We start from the raw sequence: 22,226 nt of genomic DNA, 5'->3' as shown, positions 1-22,226 counted from the left end.
GTAACTTACCTTGTATCTATTATTCCATTCCGGGACTTACCGTACTGTCATATTACTGTAATGGTTAGCGACCATCCGCCTGCGATAGTGCCGGAGTCCATAGGCTTATCGTCGAATACGAAAAGATTCCATGTACCGTTTGGATTTGTCCCGTTGAATACGCTTAATGCAGACCCATAAGGCGGCGATGGAGCTGGTGCTGGGAAATTATCACCGCCTCCCATATTTGTCGGACGGAAAGTACCTGAGACGATTGGCGTTGGTACTTGCGTCGAGGCATCGTCGTCAAATGTTAGCGTCACACCGACAATATCTTGGTTTCCCCCTACATCTGACAGAAGCAGGACATTTTGTCCCAGTGGTCCAACAAGTAGGATATCAAGGTCTGCCGGGAACGTGTGGGAAATATTGCTTAATGTCACTGTCACCTTAACAATGGTACCAGTCAATCCCGCCACGTTAATAGTTGAGGGATATGGTGTAGCCGGTCCTTGTACATTGATTATGATTGGGGCAGGGTTTGCAAAGGATTGCGTCAGTTGTACCGTAGTGGTTTCCGTGGCCGTATCGTTGGATGAATCGGGATCGAACTCATTGCCTGTAACGGTTGCGGTGTTGGTGATGATCCCATTAGCTGTCGGCGTTCCCGTAATCGTAACAGTCGCGCTAGCTCCATTGACTAAGGTGCCTAGGCTGCATGTCACGATATTTCCAGGTTCGGGAGTGCAAGTACCCTGGGTGGGAACCGCCGACATAAAGACGAAGCTTGCTGGCAGTGTATCGGTCAATGTGACGTTTGTTGCAGTGGAAGGGCCGTTATTGGCGACGGTAAGAGTATAGGTTAAAGTGGATCCTGCGGATACCGGATCCGGTTCGTCAACTTTGGTTACGGATAAGTCAGCTTCCGAAGGTATTGGAGGTGTAACTCCCATAAATAGCACTTCCCTTATTCATATATGACTAATGTATGTGCCCCAATATTTTGAGGTGATAACTTCAAAGGACTACAATTTTTTACTGACTCCGTAGATGAAAAGGCGAAACACGGACTTTAATAAGACTCTGTCTTTAGCCTACGAAATGTTTTTGAGAGGAATGCGAGGACTTGAAGGGTTATTGACAATTCCTTGTAATATGGACTGGGAATGAGGTGCTGTGATGTGGAAGCTTGTCTTTGTACAGGTATATCCAAATAATGTGAATGAACAGAATCTTTCTTATAAAGAAACACCTCTAATAGGAATCTGTGTATCCGATACCAAACCAGAATTTCGATCAGTAGCAGTAAAAAGGCTACAATCCTTTCCTCATAACACTACCATTGTTATTTTCCGTATTCAGAACTTAAATATAGCACAGCTCACTGTGATAGGGGATATTCTGGAGAAGAAAGCCGGAAAAATTAGCAAGAAAAAAGGCACATTGCCTTTGCCTGATGTCATCTATATTCAATGTCTTATTGATCCCATTTTAGTGAACAAGATCGAGAAGCAAATTGGTCGCATGATATTTAATAATTTCATATTTGATAAATGGCAGGGCTGGGAACTGCTTGCAGGTGATTGTATACTGCGTGACCATCTTCCGAACACATGGAAAATAGAAAGGGAAGAGGATCTGCTGCAACCTTTGAACAGCTATAAGGATATTTTTTTAAAACCGATCGATCCCATTTATGGCCATAGCGGAAGAGGAATTTTCCGGGTGAAGTTGCAAAACGAAGGAAGACTAGAAGTTTTCTATTGGAAAGAAGGTGAAATGCGAAAAGAAAAATTCAAATCTTTCACCATATTTTGGAGTATGTTTTCTCGAGGATTGTTGGCTGAGAAATATATCGTCCAACAAAGTATTCAAACTGTGAATGTTGACAAAAAGGTAACTGATATACGCCTTCACATGAATAAAAACAGTTTAGGCAAATGGGAAGTTTCTACTTTGTTATGTCGCGTTGCGACCAATGATAGTCATATCAGCCACGAACTTCACAAGATTGCCCGGATTAAGTTATTGGAAAACCTGCTGGATAGCCAGATAGCAAATCATGATGATTGGGAAAGAGCTATTGTTAATCTAGGGTTTCAGATTTGTAACGTTTTCGATCGATTGGGATACCATATGGCAGATCTAGGAATGGATTTTGGCGTGGATCAAAATGGACATTTGTGGATTTTTGAAGTTAATCCACTTCCATACCCGTATCAACTTCCGAATCAACAAAATGCATTCTGTAAACCCATTGAATATGCTCTTTATCTTGCGTTAAAATCGGGATTTGACAATTAAATCCACACGGAAGTCCTAACTAAAAGCACAGGGTGACCCAAAAGTGGCCTGGCACTTTGGGTCACCTCTTTTTCCATCTAATGTCATGTGATTTTCTAATTTGGAATAAGAAAAATGATTGTAGAATGTCACCCCAATTAGGCCGTTTGTTCAGATACAAGTGTACAGGGCGCGAATACCATAATAAGGTAGTAAAATAGCAGGAATGATGAGACTCTTTGATGAATCATGGAGTGGAAATCATTCAGGCATGATCGTCAAGGGAAGGAGAGTATATATGGCTGAAAAAAAGCCCTTTTCTTGGGGGATGAACAATGAAGGTCAGTTGGGGGACGGCACGAGAATAAGCAAAAATGTACCTGTGCGGGTAGCAACCCCACCTGGTCCCGCAATTCCGACTGCAGAAAAAGGGGTTGCTGCCGGAAGGAGACATAGCCTTTTTCTTGAGGAAAGATCGGTATTCGCTTCAGGGGATAACTCGAGGGGCCAGCTGGGCAACGGTACTTTCACTGACGCGGTCATCCCTACTCCCGTGGAGGGACTCACCGATCCGATCGGCATTGCAGCCGGAGATTTGTTTAGCGCTGCCATGACTCTAACAGAACAAGTCTTTACCTGGGGAGATAACTCAAACGGTCAGCTGGGAGGCGGTACATTCGGCGGCAGCAGGCCTATTCCGGCTCCAGTGCTCGGTCTCGCCGGCGTAAGAGAAATTGCGGCTGGCGGCAATCATATCTTGGCCCGGATGCGGGATAACACCGTGAGAGCATGGGGACAAAACGACAAAGGTCAGTTGGGGGACGGTACCAACGTGGATAAGCCACTTCCTGTGCCTGTGCAAAATGTACCGGAAGAACCCGAAGAACCAGAAGAACAAGAGCTTGCCAGCGTCATTGCGGCTGTTAACGGTCTGACTGATGTTGTTGCCATCGCTGCAGGAAAGAATCACAGCCTGGCCCTGCTCAGGAGCGGAGAAGTGGTGGCTTGGGGAGATAACTCGAGGGGGCAGTTGGGAGTGGCTGCACCGACGCCAGACAGTAATCTTCCTTTGGCGGTTGAGGGAATAGAAGACGCTATTGCGATTGCAGCCGGGGATTTCCATAGTTTTGCTATCCTTAGGGATGGCACAGTAAGGTCTTGGGGAGCGAACGGTAAAGGTCAGTTGGGGGACGGTTCGACAATGGATCGTTTTGCTCCCGTGAAAGTGGCTGGGATCTCCAATGTTAAAAGGATCGCAGGCGGGGGAGCCCACAGCATTGCCACCCTAGATAACGGTACTTTTATGTCCTGGGGGGCCAACGAAAATGGCCAGCTGGGCAACGGAACGAACAGGGATAGCGCTGTTCCCGTGAGAGTGGCTGGCATCGTTGACGATCCGGTGATTGCAGCGGGGGAAGCCCATAGTTTGGCTATAGCCATATCCATCTCGGAGCTTCCCGGACCGGAATGCATCCGGGTGCAGAAAGTATATGACTGGGTCTACCTGACGAATCGCTACCAAAATAAAATCCAACTCTCCGAGGCGTGCCGGCCGATCATTGAAGAAAGGCTGGCGCTGGGACACCGACTGACTGCCAGATGCACGACAAATCCGGATCAATTCCTTCCTGTCTTTCCTCTTCTTCCCAAGCCTCAGCCAACTCCGACCCCGATGGTTTGTACCGGTGCACGCTGTGATTTTGATGTGGATGCAGCTATGCGCGTCAGCTGTACAGCTCCGGATGGAACCCTCGTTCGGCTAAATGCCATTCCATTTTTGTTTACTGTTTGCGTAAGAGTTGACCTGGTGGATACCGATGCCGATGGTGAAGTGATCTGCAGCGAGAATGTCTTCGTTCAGTTTGATGAAGAAGTCGCTTTGTGCTGGGAAAGAGGATTAAATATCCAATGCCGGATTCTGGATGTCTTATGCAACGCTTCTTTCCGCCAAATGGGTGCAGGTGCCTTTATGGAACCCGGAATTTTCCTAACGGTTAATGTATGTAAAGAAATACAGGTTGAAGCCGAAGTTAAGCTGGAGCTTTTGGCTCGTTTCTTCCAACCCCGCGGTCCGGTGGAATGCGAGGCGGCTCCTGTCGAGGCCGTATGCCCGCCCCTTCCAAGCAATCTATTCCCCGCTCAGTGTCCGAGCATATTCCCAAACAACGGTTGACCTAACCTAAGGTGAATTGCGAAAGAGATCCAGCGAACAAATGTAAAATCGATTTTTCATTAGAAAGGAGTATGTTAGTGGATATCATTCAACATGTGAGGAAGGCAAACTTAACCTATCTTAGTCATTCGGCTTTAAGCGAACTAAGGGAGGCTGTAAGGGAAATCGAAAGGGAAGGAAGAAAAGGGGTTATTATTGAAGCAGGTTGTGCATTAGGAGGGTCCGCTTTAGTTATTGCAGCATCCAAATCTTTTGATAGGCCATTTTATGTATATGATGTTTTTGGCATGATTCCTTCTCCATCTTCAAAAGATGGAACCGATGTGCATGAAAGGTACAAATCAATAATATCAGGCAAGTCAAAAGGCATAGGCAGCAGACCGTACTATGGGTATATGGACCAGCTAGATGATTTTGTAAAGAATAATTTCAAGAGTTTTGGCTTTCCAATCGATAAAAATAATATTCACTTGATCAAAGGCCTTTTTCAGGACACATTAATATTAAATGATCCTGTGGTTCTTGCCCATCTTGATTGTGACTGGTATGATTCAGTATCAGTCTGTTTAGAACGAATTGTCCCCTTATTAGTCAAGGGCGGTAAATTAATCATTGATGACTATTATACTTGGTCTGGGTGTTATAAGGCAGTTAATGAATTCTTCTCCGATAAAAAAGAAAACTATAAATTTATTGATGGTAAAACCCGTTTGCACATTCAACGTGTAAAGTAATTTTTTTTATTCTCAAGCTTTATTACTGAAAAACGTAAAACCAAAAGATTCAAAGAACAAGGGCTGAGCTCTTAGTATGTTACATACTATAGGTCCTCAGCCCTTGCTGCAATTCATTTACTTTTATTAATAGGTTTAAATTGGTCTTTCCACCTCTGAATTGCAGGTTCACGCAACTTTATTTGGGTCACGAACGGGTTGTTGGTCCATTGCTTAATAGCATCCAGATTTGTTCTTTCCAATACAGGAAGATTTGTATCCTTAGCTATTTCGGAAGCCCTATTGTCAACAGATAAAATTAGCGTTCTTCTTTTATGCTGTAAAGCTCGAATTCCGCCGTGTAGCCTTGTTCCTACATAATCTATTTTGGTTGATGACAGCAATTGGTCAAATGATCTTAAAGTTGGCGCAACATAGGTGACGTTGCCTCCAGCAATTGAATTCATATAATCATAATCAAGAGCTTGTTGAGTCCAGAAATAGACTTTTTCATATTGGTCTTTTAGAATCTCATATAGCTTTCTATCGAAGTGGAAATTTTTTCTCCCCTCAGTTAGTGTCATGACGACATTTTGTGAGCGAGATTTTGGAATGTCATTGCAATGGCTGCTTGTTAGCTCCCACATTGAGGGACAACCAGTATTTATTACATTTGTAATGCCAATCGATCTTAATTGTTTTTCTGTATACGAATCTCGCACGCTATGGAGATATCTCTTGGATAAAATCTTGCGGTAAAGTTTAGTTGTATATAGATTCGGCTTGTTTTGGTAATTCCACCATCCTACGCCCATCAATATTACATTTTCCAGGTATGGAACATTATTTTGATTGATCTTCCATTGGTTGAATCGATCCATATTTGATGAAAGGAGGTTCGTTCCCCCAACTATTTTAAATTGACTTTGCTTTAATATATTGTGGGAAACTTTCGATATTACATCATGGGTTTGGATTTTTGTGAAAAAAGACCCGTGGAGAAGTTCTAACAGTACTTTTTCAACCGCTTCCATGATAACCTGATCACCAAGGTTTGTACTTGCAATAGAAGTATCTAATAGAGAGACAAATTTCATAGCAGGTAAAGCACCTCTTTTCCAGTAGTAATTTCCGCTCATTCTTATATTTAAAATATGGTGGTTTTTTATTTTAGCTACTGCGTTCGACCAATCATAGCGCACATTTAAAGAAGGGAGACTCATTTTCTATACGATTTAACTATTGAGTTATAAAAAAAAATGCATAGTATAAATTGCGAGGATATCAGGAAAGGAAAATTATGAAGGCAAATCAATAGGAGGGAAGTCATGGGAGATATAAAAGACTTGACGGTTAGTGTAGTTATACCATGTTTTAATTATGGAAAATATTTAGAAGAAGCAATAGATTCTTGTTTGAATTCCACTTTCCGAGATATTGAAATTATTGTAGTTAATGATGGTTCTACGGATCCTGATACAATATCAGTTCTGGAAAATTTGCAAAAACCAAAGACCCGTGTTATACACCAGGAAAACAAGGGCCTGCCATGTGCTCGCAATACAGGTATTGCCGCTGCAAAAGGGAAGTATATTTTACCTTTGGATGCAGATGACACAATTGAACCAACTTATATAGAAAAAGCGGTAGCCGTTTTGGAATCCAAACCTGGAATCGGATTCGTATCAGCAGGAATCAGACATTTTGGCGATTATAACAAAGAAATTCTTTTTCCGCCCATAAATTTTTATAGCCTCCTTTTCAAAAATGAGGTGACCGTTTGCTCCATGTTCAGAAAAAAAGCTTGGAGTGATGTTGGCGGGTATAATGAACTCATGAGACAAGGCTTTGAGGATTGGGATTTTTGGATTTCCTTGATGAAACGTGGATGGTTAGGATACAGAATTCCTGAAGTTCTCTTTAACTATCGTAGGCATGGAAAAACAATGCTTCATTATTCGAATAAAATTAGAAAGCAACTCTTTAGACAAATACAAAACAATCATCCTGAGTTATACCGGAAGGAGCGGCTGGAGCAATTAAAAAAGCAGTGGGTAATGTCTCAGGGAAAAAAAACCAAACCGGTGGAAAAAAAACAAACAAAGCATAAAAAACGAGTAAATGTAACATCTTGGACGGTTCATGTAAAAAGGAAATAACATCATAGGTTTCCTTTATACAAGTCGCTTTATAAGGATTGGCTTATGTTACAAGTGTTTTTAAAAATTAGACCCAACGTGAGGTGATGTTAATTGAAAATTAAATTATTAATTGCAGCACACAGTTTCAGTTTTATGAATGAGATCATCGATGCTTTTGAAAAACATCCTCTTTTTGCAGTCAAGGTAGATAAATGGATGGGTCATAACCTGCATAATGAAAAACGAAGCAGAGAACTTCTGAAGTGGGCTGATGTCATCATAGCGGAGTGGTGTTTAGGAAATGCAGTCTGGTATTCCAATAACAAGCTCCCACATCAAAAATTGTTCATCCGACTGCAAAGATGGGAAGTTACTACAGTTTATCCTAAACGCCTTAATTTGCAGAATGTAGACAAAATCATATTTCCGCCACCTCTCTTCCAAGAGAAAACAGAAAAAATGATTCAATTGCCAAAAGAAAAATCCATCATAATTCCAAATGCCGTAGATGTGGACCGATATCGATCAGAAAAGACAGATAATTCTAAATTTAATATTGGGATGTTAGGCTATAATAGAAAATTAAAAAGGCTGGATAAAGCTGTCACCATTCTGGAAAAGCTCAAGGTATATGATGACAGATTTACTCTTTTCATTAAGGGAGAGCCACCGGAGAAAGTTCGATGGATTTGGAGAAAAAAGGATGAAAAAAGATATTTTACCGATCAATACCATCGGATTCAGAGATCCCCGCATAAGCGTTCCATTATTTTTGAAGGTTGGGGTAGAGATGTCCCTCGTTGGTTTCAGAAGATAGGATTCATTTTATCAACTAGTGATGTTGAGGGGACACACCAAGCTGTTGCGGAAGGTATGGCGTCGGGGAGCATACCGATGATAAACGGATGGCAGGGAGCGGAACTTATATACCCTGAAGAATTCATTAAAAGTGACATCAATGAAATCGTAGAATCGATTGTGTCTTTTACTCAGGATCATAAATCTTTTGCTAGGAAGCAGTCAGAGGTCAGAGCATATTGTTATGATCATTTCCATTTGGATCATATTGTTAACAAATGGATTGATATGATAGTAGAGACTAAGCCATCAGCATGGTTCCCTGTTCCTCAACAAGAAACCGAACCAAAAAAAATAACCTCCCAGCAGCCTAAGTCCAAACCTCAACCCACCCCCAAATCCACCCCCAAACCCACCCCCAAACCCACCCCCAAACCCACCCCCAAACCCACCCCTAAACCCAAACGGAAAAGAATTATTAGTAAAACGAATGGTAGAAGAATTTTCCCCTATGGCAAGTGAAAAAATCCATTATTCTAGGAAACTATCCCCAACTTTTTCTGCTGTTCAATCTCTCATAATCTAAAAATGAAGAAAGTGCCCTCTACCATTAGTCCACGCAGCTATTTTTTCCTTAACATAGAATAAACGTAAGACTACTATATGGAAGATTCCTTTGTTGATAAGGAAGGAGGCCAATGATGAGCAAACCTGTCCAGAAATTAAAGTTTGCCCTCGTAGGTTGCGGGCGAATTGCCAAAAAACATATAGAAGCGATGAGAGATTTGGAGCAAGCGGAGCTGGTTGCGGTTTCCGATATCCAAGCTGGGAGAGCTCAATTTTGGGGAGAAAAATTAGGTATTCCCTATTATGACGACTACAATAAAATGCTCAGCATGCATAATGATATTGATGTAGTGAATATCCTGACTCCCAGTGGTCTTCATGCGAAGCATGCGATAGATATAGCAAAAAAGTATAGGAAGCATATCGTATGCGAAAAACCAGCGGCCCTTAGATTGAACGATGCTGATGAAATCATAAAAGCTTGCAAAGAAGCGGGCGTACATTTTTTTGTCATGATGCAGAACCGATATAATTTAGCCGTGCAGAAGCTCAAGCAAGCCCTTGACGAGGGCCGATTCGGAAAAATCATCTTGGGCACAGTGAGGGTAAGATGGGCCCGATCACAGGAATATTATGATGCAGATGAATGGAGAGGGACATGGGACATGGATGGGGGTTGCCTCACAAATCAAGCTTCCCATCACATTGATCTGTTAACTTGGCTACTCGGGGAGCCGGTAGAGGTTACGGCCAAGACGGCTACAAGACTATTGGATATAGAAGTGGAAGATACCGGGGCTGCCATTGTAAAATTTGCCAATGGCGCATTGGGGATTGTGGAAGCCACAACGGCTACCCGGCCTAAGGATTTGGAAGGTTCGGTGTCGATTCTCGGCGAGAAGGGAACGGTAGAGATCGGGGGCTTTGCCGTCAATCAGATAAAAACATGGCTGTTTGAAGATCAGAGGGAAGAAGACAAGGAAGTCATTAACCTATTTAATGAAGCTCCGCCCAATGTGTATGGATTTGGACATCAAAGATATTTGGCAGAGGTCATTGACTGCATTCTAAACGGGAAAAAGGTACCTGTAGATGGTATAGAGGGTAGAAAGTCGCTGGAATTAATCCATGCCATCTATGAGTCTGCTGAAACGGGAGAAACGGTAAGAATCCCGTTTGAGCCGAAGAAATGCCGTCTGGGCGGGATCGATCATGAATAATTCCATCGTCTATCCCAATGTGGTGTTAGGAAAGAATGTTGTGATTGAAGATTACGCCATCATTGGTGTGCCCCCGCAAGGAACAGCAGCTGGTGAATTGATGACGGTCATTGGGGATCATGCGATCATACGGAGCCACACGGTAATCTATGCCGGAAATAGGATTGGAGACCACTTTCAAACTGGACATCAGGTGACCATAAGGGAACATAATAAAATCGGCAGTTATGTCAGCATAGGGACGGGTACCTGCATCGAGCATCATATTACTATCGAAAACAATGTAAGGATCCATTCTCAAGCTTTCATCCCCGAATATGCGCTTCTTCAAGAAGGCTGCTGGATTGGACCGAATGTCGTATTAACCAATGCTAAATATCCAAGGTCAGCCAATGTAAAGGCGAGCTTACAGGGGCCTATTATCGGCCAGAATGCCAAGATCGGCGCCAATTCAACCATACTTCCCGGCATCGCAATCGGAGCTAACTCGCTAGTCGGGGCAGGGACGGTTGTGGTATCCAATGTGCCGGATGACAAGGTGGTCATCGGTAATCCAGGGAGAATCCTGAAGGGTATAGATCAACTGGATGTTTATCTAAAGGGGGAGAACTGATGGGAAAGATTCCTTTCATGGATTTATCCGGATGCTACAAAGAGATCTATGATGAGGTGCTGGAAAAAATAAAATGGATGATTGATCATACGGAATTCATTGGGGGTGAAGAGGTTCGCCGGTTCGAAGAGGAATTTGCCCAGTTTTGCCGAGTACGGTACGCGATTGGGTGCGGAAACGGCACAGATGCTTTATTCCTGGCTTTAAAGGCGATGGGGATCGGCAAAGGAGATATAGTGCTCACCGTCCCGAATACTTTCATTGCTACTGCGGAAGCTATCACGGCTGCAGGCGCTCAAGTGGATTTTATAGATATAGAAGAAGATACGTATACGATGTCCCCTCAAAAATTAAGAGACTACCTGGCACGCTGCAATCATCCGAATCTAATCAAAGCGATAATACCCGTTCATTTGTATGGGCAAATGGCAGATATGGACGGCTTGATGAAAATCGCAAAAGAATATGGCTTGAAAGTGATTGAGGATGCTGCCCAGGCCCATGGAGCGGCATGGAACTCCAAAGGACCTGGAGAATATGGGAATGCGGCCACATTCTCGTTTTTTCCGGGCAAAAATCTGGGGGCATTTGGCGATGCCGGTACAGTCGTTACGAATGATCCCGAGCTGGCATTAAAAATCAAGAAACTATCCAATCATGGCAGGATTGACAAATACCGGCATGAGTTAGAAGGATTCAATAGCCGCCTGGATGCCATACAAGCTGCAGTGTTGAGAGTAAAGCTGAAATATTTGAGTTCTTGGACGGACAGGCGAATAGAAAATGCCATTCGATATAATCAGCTATTGAAAGAAAAAGGCGTTCTATTGCCTACTGCAAGAGTTCAAGCGAAACATGTCTACCATCTTTACGTGATCAGGACGAAAAACAGGGATCGCTTAATGGTGGAATTGGCCGCCAAAGGGATTTCTGCTGGAATACACTATCCGGTTCCTTTGCATCTCCAGCCGGCATACAGATATTTGGGATATCGGGAAGGGGACTTTCCTGTTGCTGAATTGGCGAGTAAAGAAATCCTTAGTTTACCGATGTGGCCGGAAATGGGAGATGAGCGGATTCAAAGGATCTGCAGAGAGATTCATGGATAAGAATGGAGGGGCGTGATGAAGAGACTGAAGCTTCTATTCCTGGTCAAACCCTTTGGATCAAAATATCCCAAGCATAAGGCGAAATATGATTTTCTCAGGGCCATCGAAGAGTTCGCCGAAGTGAAATACTGGAATAATGACGGAGATATTCGTGAAATATTGAAAAAGTTAAATTACAGCCCGGATTTCATTTTTCATTACGATGTGGGCTGGAATTTTACGTATGCCCCAAAAATCAAAGGCCTGGAAAAATTGACAATACCTGTAGGGAGCTATGTCATTGATGTCCATAGCCCCAAAGAACAGAGATTAAGATATTTTAAGGAGAGCAAAGTGGATTTGATTTTCTCCGTGACCAAACATCCTTTTCTCAAGGCCTTTCCCCAATATAAGTCCAAATTCCGTTTTCTCCCTTTTTCCATAAATCCAGATGTCATAAAAAATTGGAAAGAACCAAAGGATATCGATTTTCTACTGATGGGTCTGATATCTTCAAGGCAGCGCTATCCATTGAGAGAAGCGGTATTAAAGAAGATGTCGGGAATGGCCGGTTTTGTCCATATCCCTCATCCTGGACATTTCGCCGCTCCTCGAAAAGATTTAATCGTTAATGAGAACTATGCAAGAACATTAAATCGTTCGAAAATTTTCTTCACGTGCGGAGGGTTGCTAAAGTATCCCGTCATGAAATTTTTTGAAGCGCCCGGTTGCGGAACCCTTCTGTTTGCGGAGCCCAATCCGGATATTACAGAGTTGGGATTCAAGGACGGGGTCAACTATGTTGCTTGCCATCCATCCAATTTTTACGAGAAAGCATTATATTATTTGGAAAATGAGGATGAGCGGGAGAGAATTAGTAAGAACGGTTATGATTTTATTCATGCACACCATACCAACCGTGTCCGCGCGAAGGAATTTATCCGATATGTAGAAGATTACTTGCAGAAGTCCCCTAAAAAACGAGCATCCGCAGCGCCGCGTCGTTCTCCGCAAAAAAGCAGGGCTAATGCTTCTCATTGGATAGCTGGAGGAGCAAGGAATACGGGTAACAAGGGAGATTCTCATGTTTTTATTGTCAACCGGAACCATCACGGAAAAAAATGAAGGGAAGGGTGGGTAAGGTTTGGGGAAGTTAAAAATATTGATACTTGTCAAGCCGTTTGGCAAGATGTATCCAAAGCATCGGCCGAAATATGATTTTTTGGAAGCCGTAGCAAAATATGCTCAAGTTAAGTTTTGGCATGAGGATGGCGATATTCGGAATATCTTGAAGAAAATTGGGTTTACACCTGATTTTGTTTACCATTACGATATGTCTTATAATTATTCGCTGTCTCCCCGCATTACTGGTCTTAATCTGATAGATATACCAAAGGGAGCTTACATTTACGATGCCCATTGGAACGTCTCGCAAAGAATGAGTTATTTGAATCAAAATAAAATAGATTTAATCTTTTCGGCAACCAAATATCCTTTTCTGAAGAGATTTCCAAAATACAAATCCAAGTACCGGTTTTTGCCGTTTTCCGTTAATCCTAAAGTAATGAAAGATTGGAACATGCCAAAGGACAGGGATTTTCTTTTGATAGGCTCTTCGCCGATAGAATGGTATCCGTTCCGGAACGAGGTCTATAAAAAAATGAAAAATGTGAAGGGATTTGTGTTTCTCCCGCATCCGGGACATAAGACGGGACCGAAAAAAGATCTGGTGGTCAATGACAGGTATGCACATGAATTGAACCGGGCAAAAATATTTTTCACTTGCGGCGGCATATTCCATTATCCTGTTCTGAAGTTTTTTGAAGTTCCTGCCTGCAAAACCTTGCTACTGGCAGAGCCCAATCCGGATATTCTGGATTTAGGCTTTAAGGATGGAGTTCATTTTGTAGCCTGCAACAAATCCAACTTTTTCGAGAAAGCCATGTTTTATTTGGAAAATGAGGAAAAGCGGGAAGAGCTCACCCAAAATGGATATGATTTTATCCATGCCCATCACACCCATGACGTTCGGGCGAAGCAGTTTATCAACTTTATTCAGGAATTCCTCAAGACATTTTCGAAACGCCCCGCAAGGAGCCCTGCCCGAAGAATGCAAAGAAGAACGAATGCCACACATTGGACGTCTAGCCGGTCTTCGTCCAATGCCTCAGCGAACAGCTTCCAGCGATTTTGGATTGATCGGGATAAGCGATGAAACCTGGGAATCGGAAAGCCGAATAGGAGGAAGAAGGTGAGATGCGACCTTGAGTAAAAGAATAATAGTTAAAATCACATTTAATTCCTGGAGAATACAACGGTCCAAGTCTGATCAGCAGTTAAGCAAATCATGGATTCATAATAGAATGTCGATCTTTATGAAGTTCACCGCACAGAGCTTGAAGAATCAAACGAATAAAAACTTCATCGCTCTAGTTCAGTACGCAGATCAGACAGAACATATAATAAGGCAAACTTTGAAAAAGTATCCTAAACTTCCAGGGAATATCAGGTTCATTAAAGGAACGGACTTTGAGCAAGAAGTAGCGAGGTATATTGCAGGATCCGAATCCCTTTATATGGCTCGACTGGATTCTGACGATATGTATCATAAGACCTTTATACAACAGTTGCATGATTATAAGCCCAAGAAAGATACACAAGTACTGATTAACCAGAAAGGCTATATCTATAACTCCCTTAACCATACGTTGTCTACGTATACCCGCTCCTCACCTCCTTTTTTCACCTTCATCTACGATACGGAAAAATACTTGGCTGGAAAAAGATATAAAATCAACGGTCATAATGATGCCATAAAACTCCCGCACGAAGTCTTAAAACCTCTCAATTTTATCGTAGTCATACACAATGCAAATACCATGAGTAAATTTACAAGAGAGAATATGGTGACGGATTCCGCAAAGATCAAGCAAATTCTGCAACAGTTTATGGGCAGTCGTACCCCTGCACTGCCCAAAAAGCCAGCTAACTTTAAGCGACGGGTCAATGCGGCTCATTGGAATGGAAATACTGCCAGAGGAACAAACCATGGTAACCTTAGGAATAGTCATGGAATATGGGTCAATAAGAATCATCCTTTTGCTTAAGGAAATTCATCTTAAGCGGATGGAAACCCCCTGCACACCATGTTGGCATGCAGGGGTTTTGCTATGCGGATTTTATGGATTGCCGTGTCCATTGCGCTCGATGAAATAGTGGTTTCCGTTATGGCTGGTATGGTTAGTTATCCTGGAGTTTAATGTCCAGTGACGTGCCGTTCCTTTTCTTTCCGCTGGAGACAAAGGCGGTGAAGGTAGTCTGGCAGGAGATCCCTTGCTTAGATCCGCTGAACAAGGAATTCGGATGGCTCCCTTCGCTACGCGGGATATCCCCTGGCCGATATCAATAGCGACTTTTCCATAACGCTCGGCAATTTGCTGGCTCAGCACGATTGCTCCTACTCCAGCTCCGAGGAAGGCAACATCAAACTCCAAAGACTCCAATTGCGCTAACACCTTGGAAATTTCATAGTAATTGTTGACCGGAATAGTTTCTGCAATCTGAAAATCCCAATGGGATGATGCTTGAAGAGAACTTCGTTTAAATAGCTCCCCCCATTTTGAAATGACTGCGATACGCTGGCCTTTCATGATACGCCAAAATGATGGATTGGAAAGGATCCCCCGGAATACATAAGCATCAAAGGTAGCTTTAGGATAAAAGCGGTAATGGTGAAAGACTTTTTCGGTCAGGGGTCTTTTATATTTTTCCGGAGCTTGGATTCTTTTGTCGTTGTACGGAAGAATACCGACCAGATCTATTCTCTTTAGCGAAGCGAGCACTTCATCCCTTGCCTTCTTGTCCGGAAGCTTGATTCCTGCGGGATGGTAAGGCCACTGAGTGGCAACTGCCGTCCTTAGGATCTCACGCTCAGGCAAGATTCCATACTGAGCCAGGACAATATTTTCTCCATCTCCGACTCTCGCAACGCTGAAAGGGCGTTTTTCCTTGATGGCATCTCCTATGGCCTGCAGGAGATGCATGGTGTTTAGAGATTTGGTTTGGCTGATGGGTGACCCTCCTTTCAAGAGGATGGTGAATTGGAATTGATTGATAACCAGTATATGTATTCCGCTTGATTTAGGGTTGGGCAAACGGCTGAGTTAGTGTGTGGAAGAATCGTAAGATGATTCCAAGTCCAATCCATTTTCCAATCCAAGAATATAATAGCAACAGGCAGATTGTGCAGGAAAGGAGCTGGTACCAATGACCAAATTATGTTTCGCCGTACTTGTTCATGAAAAAAAAGAAGTGGTAAGGGAAATGCTCGCTAACATCCGCCATTTTTGCCCGAGTAGCCATATTGTGCTATATAATGGCGGTCATGATGAGAGCTTATGCGAGGGATTGAGTTACCCGGTATGTCCGGCCAGCCATAAGCTAAGCTACGGAAAGACCACGATCTATATGCTGCAAGTCATGAAATGGCTGCATCAGATGCGGCTGGATTATGATTACTTGATTAATTTGGATTCGGATGCCCTGTTTGCGAGAAAGGGTTTCGAAGATTTCATTGCTGAAGAGATGGGTCATGCAGATTATATGGGCGTACGCGTCAGGGTGCCGGAGAAGGAATGGTACCCAGGGATAAGCATTAAAAGAGAATGGGCAAAATGGAGACCCCTTTTTGGAACGGATCCATTCCTCGGCTGCTTTAATGTCGGGCAGATATACAGCAAGCGGCTGGTGCAGCGGATTATTCATTTCGAGCAAATTCAGCAGGTAGAAAGGAACTTGGCTCAAACAACTGCATTCGGTACGGATGAAACCGTCTATGTCAATCTAGTAAAAAGCCTCGGTTTTAAACCAAAACGCTATCCTGATGACGTCAGTTGTTCGATTCGGTTCCGACCTCATTTTACAGAGGCGGAATTGAAGAGATTTCTAGCGAATTGTCCTCGCACTTTCTTATTTCATCCGATTTCCAGGGAATGGAGCAATCCTGCCAGAAGTTATATTAGAAGTTTAGTGACTGGGAAGAGAGAGGATCATCCGGTTGCCGAGAACATTTCCCGTAAGGCTCCCCATCCTGTAAAGACGGGCGAAGGTCTTAAAAGAGGAGTAAAAGTGATTCAAATATCCAATCGCTTATAAGGCAAGAAGAGCGCACCCTTTCAGGTGCGCCATTTTTATGGATTGAAACCTATCGATTATTCAACTATTTCTAGGAAAAGTAGTTCAATCAACTATACGAGAATACAAGAAGATTCATATGATATGTTAGCCAACTCAAGAAATATGATCCATAGGGAGTGATAAAGTATGACCCTGCGCAAGATTGGAGTGATCGGCTTAGGGTATGTAGGTTTGCCGCTTTCCTTTTTGCTTGTAAAGAAGGGATTTGATGTCCTCGGAATTGATATTGACCGGAAAAAAATTAATCATCTCAAGCAAGGGGTGAGCTACCTTACCGATGTGAGCGATCAGGAAGTTCAAGAGGCGTTCGCTGCTTGCCGATTCAGTGTCACCGATCATTATGATGCCCTTTCCGCTGTTGACGTCATCATCGTTTGCGTCCCTACGCCGCTGGGATCGGACCATGCGCCGGATACGAGCTTCTTGGAGCATGCAGGAGCAGAAATCGCCAAAAGAGTCCGTCATGGCCAACTGGTCATATTGGAAAGCTCGACTTATCCGGGAACCACGAGAGACGTATTAAAGCCTTTGCTGGAGGGGAACGGACTGAATGTAGGGAAAGATATCTTCCTATGCTATTCTCCTGAGCGAATCGACCCGGGCAATAAAGAGTACCCGCTTGAAAGAATACCTAAGCTGCTTGGTGGAGTTACAGATGAATGTATACGAAGGGGCTGCGACATGTATAGCCAAGTGTTTGATGAAGTGATCCTAGTTTCGTCCCCAGAGGTAGCTGAATTGGCAAAGCTGATGGAAAACAGTTATCGTTTCGTCAATATTTCATTTGTTAATGAACTGACTCGAATTTGTGATGTGCTGAAGATCAACCTGTGGGAAGTCATTGACGCAGCGAAGACGAAGCCGTATGGCTTCACCCCTTTTTTTCCTGGCCCGGGAATCGGGGGACATTGTATTCCGGTAGATCCGCTTTACCTGCAATGGAAGACGAAGCAATATGGCTTAAGGAGCCAGTTTATTGAACTGTCAGACCAAATCAACCGGGAGATGCCTGAATATTTAGTGGATCGCATCAAAATGTTATCTCGCCCGAAAGATCTCCGGGAAGTTCAAGTCTTGCTTTATGGAGCGGCTTATAAGCGGGATATCAATGATGTCAGGGAATCAAGCATTTTTGAGTTGATTAGGCTATTGAAACAAGAAGGAGCAAAGGTTTACTATCATGATCCTTTCGTGCCTTCGATCTTCGTTGAAGAGGATCGCATGGATAGTGTAGACATTACAGAAGAATTGTTAAGCCAAATGGATTGCACTGTGATTTATACCGACCACACGCAGATCCCTCTCCAACAGATTCTTGATCATTCAAGGATGGTATTTGATACGCGCAATGCAACCAAGGGAATGCAGGGAAAAGCCAAAATCTATCGATTGGGAGGAGGAGACCTGTGAACATTCTGGTCACTGGCGGTGCAGGCTTTATTGGATCTCATTTGGTTGAGGCTTTGGCTCAGCAAGGCCATCATGTAACCGTAATTGATGATCTGTCGGCAGGGAAGCGTTCATTCGTGGCAAGAGCGGAGAAGCAATTTGCTATAAGGTTTGTGCAAGGATCTACTTTGGACCGGGCGATATTAAAAGAACTGATAGATGATACCGATCTCATCTTTCATATGGCTGCCGTGCTTGGGGTCAAAAATACGGTAGAAGATCCGTTGAAGGTCATTGAAGGAAATATAGATGGAACCCGAAATGTATTGGAATTGGCATCATCCCGAAACGATAAAGTGATTTTTGCATCTACTTCTGAAGTGTATGGAAAAAACAACCAGCTTCCTTTTACTGAGGAATCCAGCAGGGTGCTGGGCCCTACGACCACCCATCGGTGGTGTTATGCCGCAGCGAAAGCCTTGGATGAGCATATGTGTTTCGCCTATGCGGATAAAGGATTACCGGTAACCGTTGTCCGCTATTTCAATATCTTTGGCCCTCGTGCTATAGCTACTCAATACGGAGGGGTCATTCCCAATTTCATTTCAGCCGCTATTAGCGGGAAACCTATTAGGGTTTTCGGGACGGGGGAACAAACCCGTTGCTTCACTTTCATTTCGGATGCCATTAACGGAACTTTAGCCTGCATGGACAGGAAATATGACGGTCATGCGTTTAATATAGGAACAGAACATGAGATATCGATCAATAAGCTGGCTGAAAAAATAAAAAAATTAACCGGAAGCTCATCGGAGATCATCCATATACCTTATGAAAAAGCTTATGGCAAGGGCTATGAAGATACACCCAACAGAGTTCCTGATCTCAGCAAAGCGAGGGCACTTCTGCAATATCAGCCTTCCATTGACATAGATGAGGGCTTGCGGCATACGATTGAATGGTTCCGAAACGAAGCGGGCGGAAGGCATGCAGAGGGCTGAGGAAGACCAAAAGAACAGGAGAGGTTAAAGATGCGAGAAGGCGACATGCGGCATAAGCATTCGAAAGTCACCGTCATCATTCCGACGTATAATCGGGCGAACGAGATTGGGCGTGCGATCATGAGTGTTATGAACCAGAGTTATCCTCATTGGAAACTGCTGGTGATCGATGATGGCTCAACCGATGATACGGAAGCGAAAATGAGAGAATGGTCTAGGAAGGACGAGCGGATCAGTTATTATAGGATGCCTGGAAATAAAGGGGTTTGCCACGCCCTTAACCAGGCGCTGAAACTGGTCGATACGGAATTCATGGTTCAAGTGGACAGCGATGATTGGCTAGAGCCTTCCGCCTTGGAAGTCCTGATAAAGGAGATGGATCTGGCTCCTGAAACAACGGCGCTCGCATACGGAAACCATGTTCAATGGACCGGTTCGTCAAGAAGCCCCGTCATGAGGCGGCGTTCGTACCGTTCGGATCAGAGATACGATCTTATTGCCTGGACGTCTTCCATGTACCCCCGGTTTTATAGGACCTCTAGTCTGCGGGAAGTAGGCGGGTGGGAAACCAGTGATAAATATGGCGGGCGATACATGGAGGATCGGCGCATCATGTTCAAGCTAATTGAACGCTATGATTTCCGGTGGATCGATCGTCATCTGTACAATCTGACAAGGGAGCAACATACGGGTCGTCTTACATTGCAAGAGAACAAGCATAAATACAACGAAATTCAAAAGGAAATGATTACGCGCTACTTGAAAAAATGGGGGGATCACTATTATCCGTGGTTCTATTTGAGCTCAGGGTGGCTTCAAGTGCAGCTGATTCCCAGAAATAAATTTTCTTCTTCTCCTCCACCTCCCCAAAAACCTTCCTCCCTTCGCCATTCTCCCACGGCCATTCATTGGACGGGAAGCGGAATGGGCCATTCAAACCCCACTCCGGGAAACTGCCGGATCCTCAGAAATAATGGCTAAGCCGGGCTGACGGTTTTACTCCGACTCTTTAAAATAGAAAGGATGGTGAAAAGCAGATGAACAAAAACAAGAAAATAGTCAAGAAAATAATCATAAGAAAAAGCGTCGGAAGCTGCGGGAAAGCGCATGCCAGGGCATGCGAGTTTTTTTGCGGCAGTTCGGCGCCTAATGATAAAAACTGCAAGAGTGTCTGTATCTCCTTCTTTTGCCGTAGGGAGCTTGCCGGAATAAAGAAAAAGAGCAAGACGAAGACCGGAAACAAAAGGAAGTCAATGGATGTACGGATGGAACGAATGGAACGAATGGAACGAATGGAAGGGAAAAGCGGTAAGAAAAAAGACAAGAAAAGCAAAAAGAGCATGGGGCAAAGAGTCAAGACGAAATATATCGGGAGACAAACGTGCATTTAATCTTAATCGACTGCCCATTTTCACGGATTGGTGTAGCTGCCCCTCTAGATTATGAATAAATTACCAGTAGCTCAGCCAGTGACCCTGAAAAGAAGGTGAACCACAAATCATGAAGATTCTTGTAACAGGAGGGGCCGGGTTTATCGGTTCTCACCTGGTAGACCGTTATGTTGGCCTTGGGTGCGAGGTCATCGCTGTCGACAACCTTTCCACCGGTGATAGGAAAAATGTTCATCCCCAAGCCCGATTTGTCCACTTGGGTCTATCTGATCAACGTTTGGAGAAATTGATCCTGGAGGAAAAGCCGGATCTGATTAATCATCACGCAGCCCAGGTGAATGTTCGAACCTCTGTCAGCGAACCGATAACCGATCTTGAAATTAACCTCCGGGATACCATTAGGCTTCTTGATGCATCAGGGAAAGCGGGAATTAAGAAATTCATTTTTGCTTCTTCCGGAGGGGCGGTCTATGGAGAATGCACGGATCCCCCAACGGAGGCTGCTGCCCCAAATCCAATATCCCCGTATGGAATCAACAAATGGGCTGCAGAGCGCTATGTTGCTTTTTATGCCCAATCGTATGGGTTTGATTGGACCATTTTGAGGTATGCCAACGTCTATGGTCCCCGCCAGGTTCCTCACAGCGAGTCAGGGGTGATTGCCATCTTCATTGACCATCTGCTCAAAGGGATACCGCCGACGATCTATGGGAATGGGGAGCAGATTCGGGATTTTATCCATGTGCATGATGTGGTGGAGGCAAATATGAGGTTTAGCAGGCTGAATGAATCGATCAATGATGTATTCAATGTAGGTACAGGAAGAGGGACTTCTTTGAACGAATTGGTTTCTATACTTAACCGAACCCTGTATCAACCGATTCCAGCGGTTTATACCCGACCCAAATTTGGAGATTTAGTCCGTAGTATTCTTTCCATTGGGAAAATTGAAAAATGGGGCTGGACCCCTAGGATTGATTTGGAAGATGGGCTTAAAGAGCTTTTTACCAGAGGAGGATGAAAGTTGATTACAAGGGGGATTGTATGTGGTTGAACTAGTGAATATCACTTGGCTTCACTTGGCCATCTTGATCCTGGCCTCTTTTCGCTTGACTCATTTGGTTGTGTATGATGAGATCACTTCATTTCTCAGAGCTCCATTCATGTCTGAATCCTATGAAATGGACGATAATGGGGAGATGATCCGTAAGGTCGAGATAAAGGGTTCAGGCCTTCGGTACTGGATCGGGAGCCTATTGAGCTGCCATTGGTGTGTAGGTATATGGTCTTCTTTAGCCTTAGTTCTGCTGTACTGGTTTCTGCCGTTAACCTTTGTCGCGATCATCATTCTTTCCGTCTCCGGAGGTGCGGCAATCCTTTCGTCACGTGTTTAGGGCATCTCTAATTATTTCATCTCTAATACTGCGAATCAGGACAATCTGCTGAAGCATATAGTAAGGCAGAGGTGAAGCGCATGATTCAAAAGAGTAAGGAATCAGCAATCGAAAATGTGCGTATCCAATTTTCAGACGAAGGTAAATCAAAGGAAGAATTCCACGATTTTCTCGCTAAATTGATTATAAAGAATGAAGAGTATAAATCAAAGAACCTCTCGAAGTAAGAGGTTTTTATTTTTGTCCAATCATTCCATAGTGATTGGTATCGAACTATTGG

The 22,226-nt window shown here is 43.7% G+C and carries 21 protein-coding genes; 18 read left to right on the top strand and 3 right to left on the bottom strand.

Annotation, left to right across the window (positions count from 1 at the left end):
- Positions 1-47 precede the first annotated feature (47 nt).
- Positions 48-932: a DUF11 domain-containing protein gene (locus EIZ58_RS31375; protein ID WP_134704977.1), complete on the bottom strand. Its 885-nt coding sequence runs from the start codon at positions 930-932 to the stop codon at positions 48-50.
- A gap of 226 nt (positions 933-1,158) precedes the next feature.
- Here EIZ58_RS31375 and EIZ58_RS31370 point away from each other — a divergent pair, with 226 nt between their 5' ends.
- The 3 genes from EIZ58_RS31370 (at position 1,159) to EIZ58_RS31360 (ending at position 5,169) form a co-directional block, all read left to right on the top strand.
- Entirely contained in the window at positions 1,159-2,283 is a 1,125-nt protein-coding gene (locus EIZ58_RS31370) for a YheC/YheD family protein (RefSeq protein ID WP_134704976.1), read from the top strand.
- 277 nt (positions 2,284-2,560) lie between these two features.
- A complete protein-coding gene (locus EIZ58_RS31365; RefSeq protein WP_167578085.1) occupies positions 2,561-4,435 on the top strand; it encodes a BMQ_0737 family morphogenetic spore coat protein in 1,875 nt (624 codons plus the stop codon).
- 77 nt (positions 4,436-4,512) lie between these two features.
- Positions 4,513-5,169, top strand: coding sequence for a TylF/MycF/NovP-related O-methyltransferase (locus EIZ58_RS31360; RefSeq protein WP_205672438.1), 657 nt, complete (start codon positions 4,513-4,515; stop codon positions 5,167-5,169).
- Positions 5,170-5,282: 113 nt separating this feature from the next.
- Here EIZ58_RS31360 and EIZ58_RS31355 read toward each other — a convergent pair whose 3' ends face one another.
- Positions 5,283-6,350, bottom strand: a complete 1,068-nt coding sequence (locus EIZ58_RS31355) for a polysaccharide pyruvyl transferase family protein (RefSeq protein WP_205672436.1) — start codon at positions 6,348-6,350, stop codon at positions 5,283-5,285.
- Between the two features lie 126 nt (positions 6,351-6,476).
- On the opposite strand from EIZ58_RS31355, the gene EIZ58_RS31350 reads away from it, so the two are divergent.
- The 8 genes from EIZ58_RS31350 (at position 6,477) to EIZ58_RS31315 (ending at position 14,682) form a co-directional block, all read left to right on the top strand.
- Positions 6,477-7,307, top strand: a complete 831-nt coding sequence (locus tag EIZ58_RS31350) for a glycosyltransferase family 2 protein (protein WP_134704972.1) — start codon at positions 6,477-6,479, stop codon at positions 7,305-7,307.
- Positions 7,308-7,400: 93 nt separating this feature from the next.
- Positions 7,401-8,609: a glycosyltransferase family protein gene (locus tag EIZ58_RS31345; protein WP_134704971.1), complete on the top strand. Its 1,209-nt coding sequence runs from the start codon at positions 7,401-7,403 to the stop codon at positions 8,607-8,609.
- Between the two features lie 179 nt (positions 8,610-8,788).
- Positions 8,789-9,874, top strand: coding sequence for a Gfo/Idh/MocA family protein (locus tag EIZ58_RS31340; RefSeq protein WP_134704970.1), 1,086 nt, complete (start codon positions 8,789-8,791; stop codon positions 9,872-9,874).
- Complete coding sequence (locus EIZ58_RS31335) at positions 9,867-10,487, top strand: acyltransferase (RefSeq protein ID WP_134704969.1); 621 nt, start codon at positions 9,867-9,869, stop codon at positions 10,485-10,487. Before EIZ58_RS31340 ends, EIZ58_RS31335 begins: the two co-directional genes overlap by 8 nt.
- A complete protein-coding gene (locus tag EIZ58_RS31330; protein ID WP_134704968.1) occupies positions 10,487-11,596 on the top strand; it encodes a DegT/DnrJ/EryC1/StrS family aminotransferase in 1,110 nt (369 codons plus the stop codon). The genes EIZ58_RS31335 and EIZ58_RS31330 overlap by 1 nt, the downstream gene beginning before the upstream one ends.
- Before the next feature lie 15 nt (positions 11,597-11,611).
- Positions 11,612-12,700 carry a glycosyltransferase family protein gene (locus EIZ58_RS31325; protein ID WP_134704967.1) on the top strand — a complete coding sequence of 363 codons (1,089 nt, stop codon included), beginning with the start codon at positions 11,612-11,614 and terminating at the stop codon, positions 12,698-12,700.
- Positions 12,701-12,719: 19 nt separating this feature from the next.
- Entirely contained in the window at positions 12,720-13,790 is a 1,071-nt protein-coding gene (locus EIZ58_RS31320) for a glycosyltransferase family protein (protein ID WP_240689479.1), read from the top strand.
- Between the two features lie 148 nt (positions 13,791-13,938).
- Positions 13,939-14,682 carry a glycosyltransferase family A protein gene (locus tag EIZ58_RS31315; protein WP_167578084.1) on the top strand — a complete coding sequence of 248 codons (744 nt, stop codon included), beginning with the start codon at positions 13,939-13,941 and terminating at the stop codon, positions 14,680-14,682.
- Between the two features lie 72 nt (positions 14,683-14,754).
- Here the strand turns inward: EIZ58_RS31315 and EIZ58_RS31310 are convergent, their stop codons facing one another.
- Complete coding sequence (locus EIZ58_RS31310; protein WP_167578083.1) at positions 14,755-15,618, bottom strand: GT-D fold domain-containing glycosyltransferase; 864 nt, start codon at positions 15,616-15,618, stop codon at positions 14,755-14,757.
- 223 nt (positions 15,619-15,841) lie between these two features.
- Here EIZ58_RS31310 and EIZ58_RS31305 point away from each other — a divergent pair, with 223 nt between their 5' ends.
- The 7 genes from EIZ58_RS31305 (at position 15,842) to EIZ58_RS31275 (ending at position 21,946) form a co-directional block, all read left to right on the top strand.
- Complete coding sequence (locus EIZ58_RS31305; RefSeq protein ID WP_134704964.1) at positions 15,842-16,729, top strand: hypothetical protein; 888 nt, start codon at positions 15,842-15,844, stop codon at positions 16,727-16,729.
- A 168-nt stretch (positions 16,730-16,897) separates the two neighbouring features.
- Complete coding sequence (locus tag EIZ58_RS31300; protein ID WP_134704963.1) at positions 16,898-18,181, top strand: nucleotide sugar dehydrogenase; 1,284 nt, start codon at positions 16,898-16,900, stop codon at positions 18,179-18,181.
- Positions 18,178-19,161: an NAD-dependent epimerase/dehydratase family protein gene (locus EIZ58_RS31295; RefSeq protein WP_134704962.1), complete on the top strand. Its 984-nt coding sequence runs from the start codon at positions 18,178-18,180 to the stop codon at positions 19,159-19,161. The genes EIZ58_RS31300 and EIZ58_RS31295 overlap by 4 nt, the downstream gene beginning before the upstream one ends.
- Before the next feature lie 30 nt (positions 19,162-19,191).
- Positions 19,192-20,142, top strand: a complete 951-nt coding sequence (locus EIZ58_RS31290) for a glycosyltransferase family 2 protein (protein ID WP_134704961.1) — start codon at positions 19,192-19,194, stop codon at positions 20,140-20,142.
- 56 nt (positions 20,143-20,198) lie between these two features.
- Positions 20,199-20,552: a hypothetical protein gene (locus EIZ58_RS31285; RefSeq protein WP_134704960.1), complete on the top strand. Its 354-nt coding sequence runs from the start codon at positions 20,199-20,201 to the stop codon at positions 20,550-20,552.
- A gap of 109 nt (positions 20,553-20,661) precedes the next feature.
- Positions 20,662-21,573: an NAD-dependent epimerase/dehydratase family protein gene (locus tag EIZ58_RS31280; protein WP_134704959.1), complete on the top strand. Its 912-nt coding sequence runs from the start codon at positions 20,662-20,664 to the stop codon at positions 21,571-21,573.
- A gap of 25 nt (positions 21,574-21,598) precedes the next feature.
- On the top strand, positions 21,599-21,946 hold the full coding sequence (locus tag EIZ58_RS31275; protein ID WP_134704958.1) for a DUF1360 domain-containing protein: 348 nt from the start codon (positions 21,599-21,601) through the stop codon (positions 21,944-21,946).
- Positions 21,947-22,226 lie beyond the last annotated feature (280 nt).

The sequence above is a fragment of the Ammoniphilus sp. YIM 78166 genome (genome assembly GCF_004522215.1).
GTDB lineage: Bacteria > Bacillota > Bacilli > Aneurinibacillales > RAOX-1 > YIM-78166.
The sequence above is the reverse complement of the archived record's forward strand: the minus strand, read 5'-3'. Positions and strand labels throughout refer to the sequence as shown.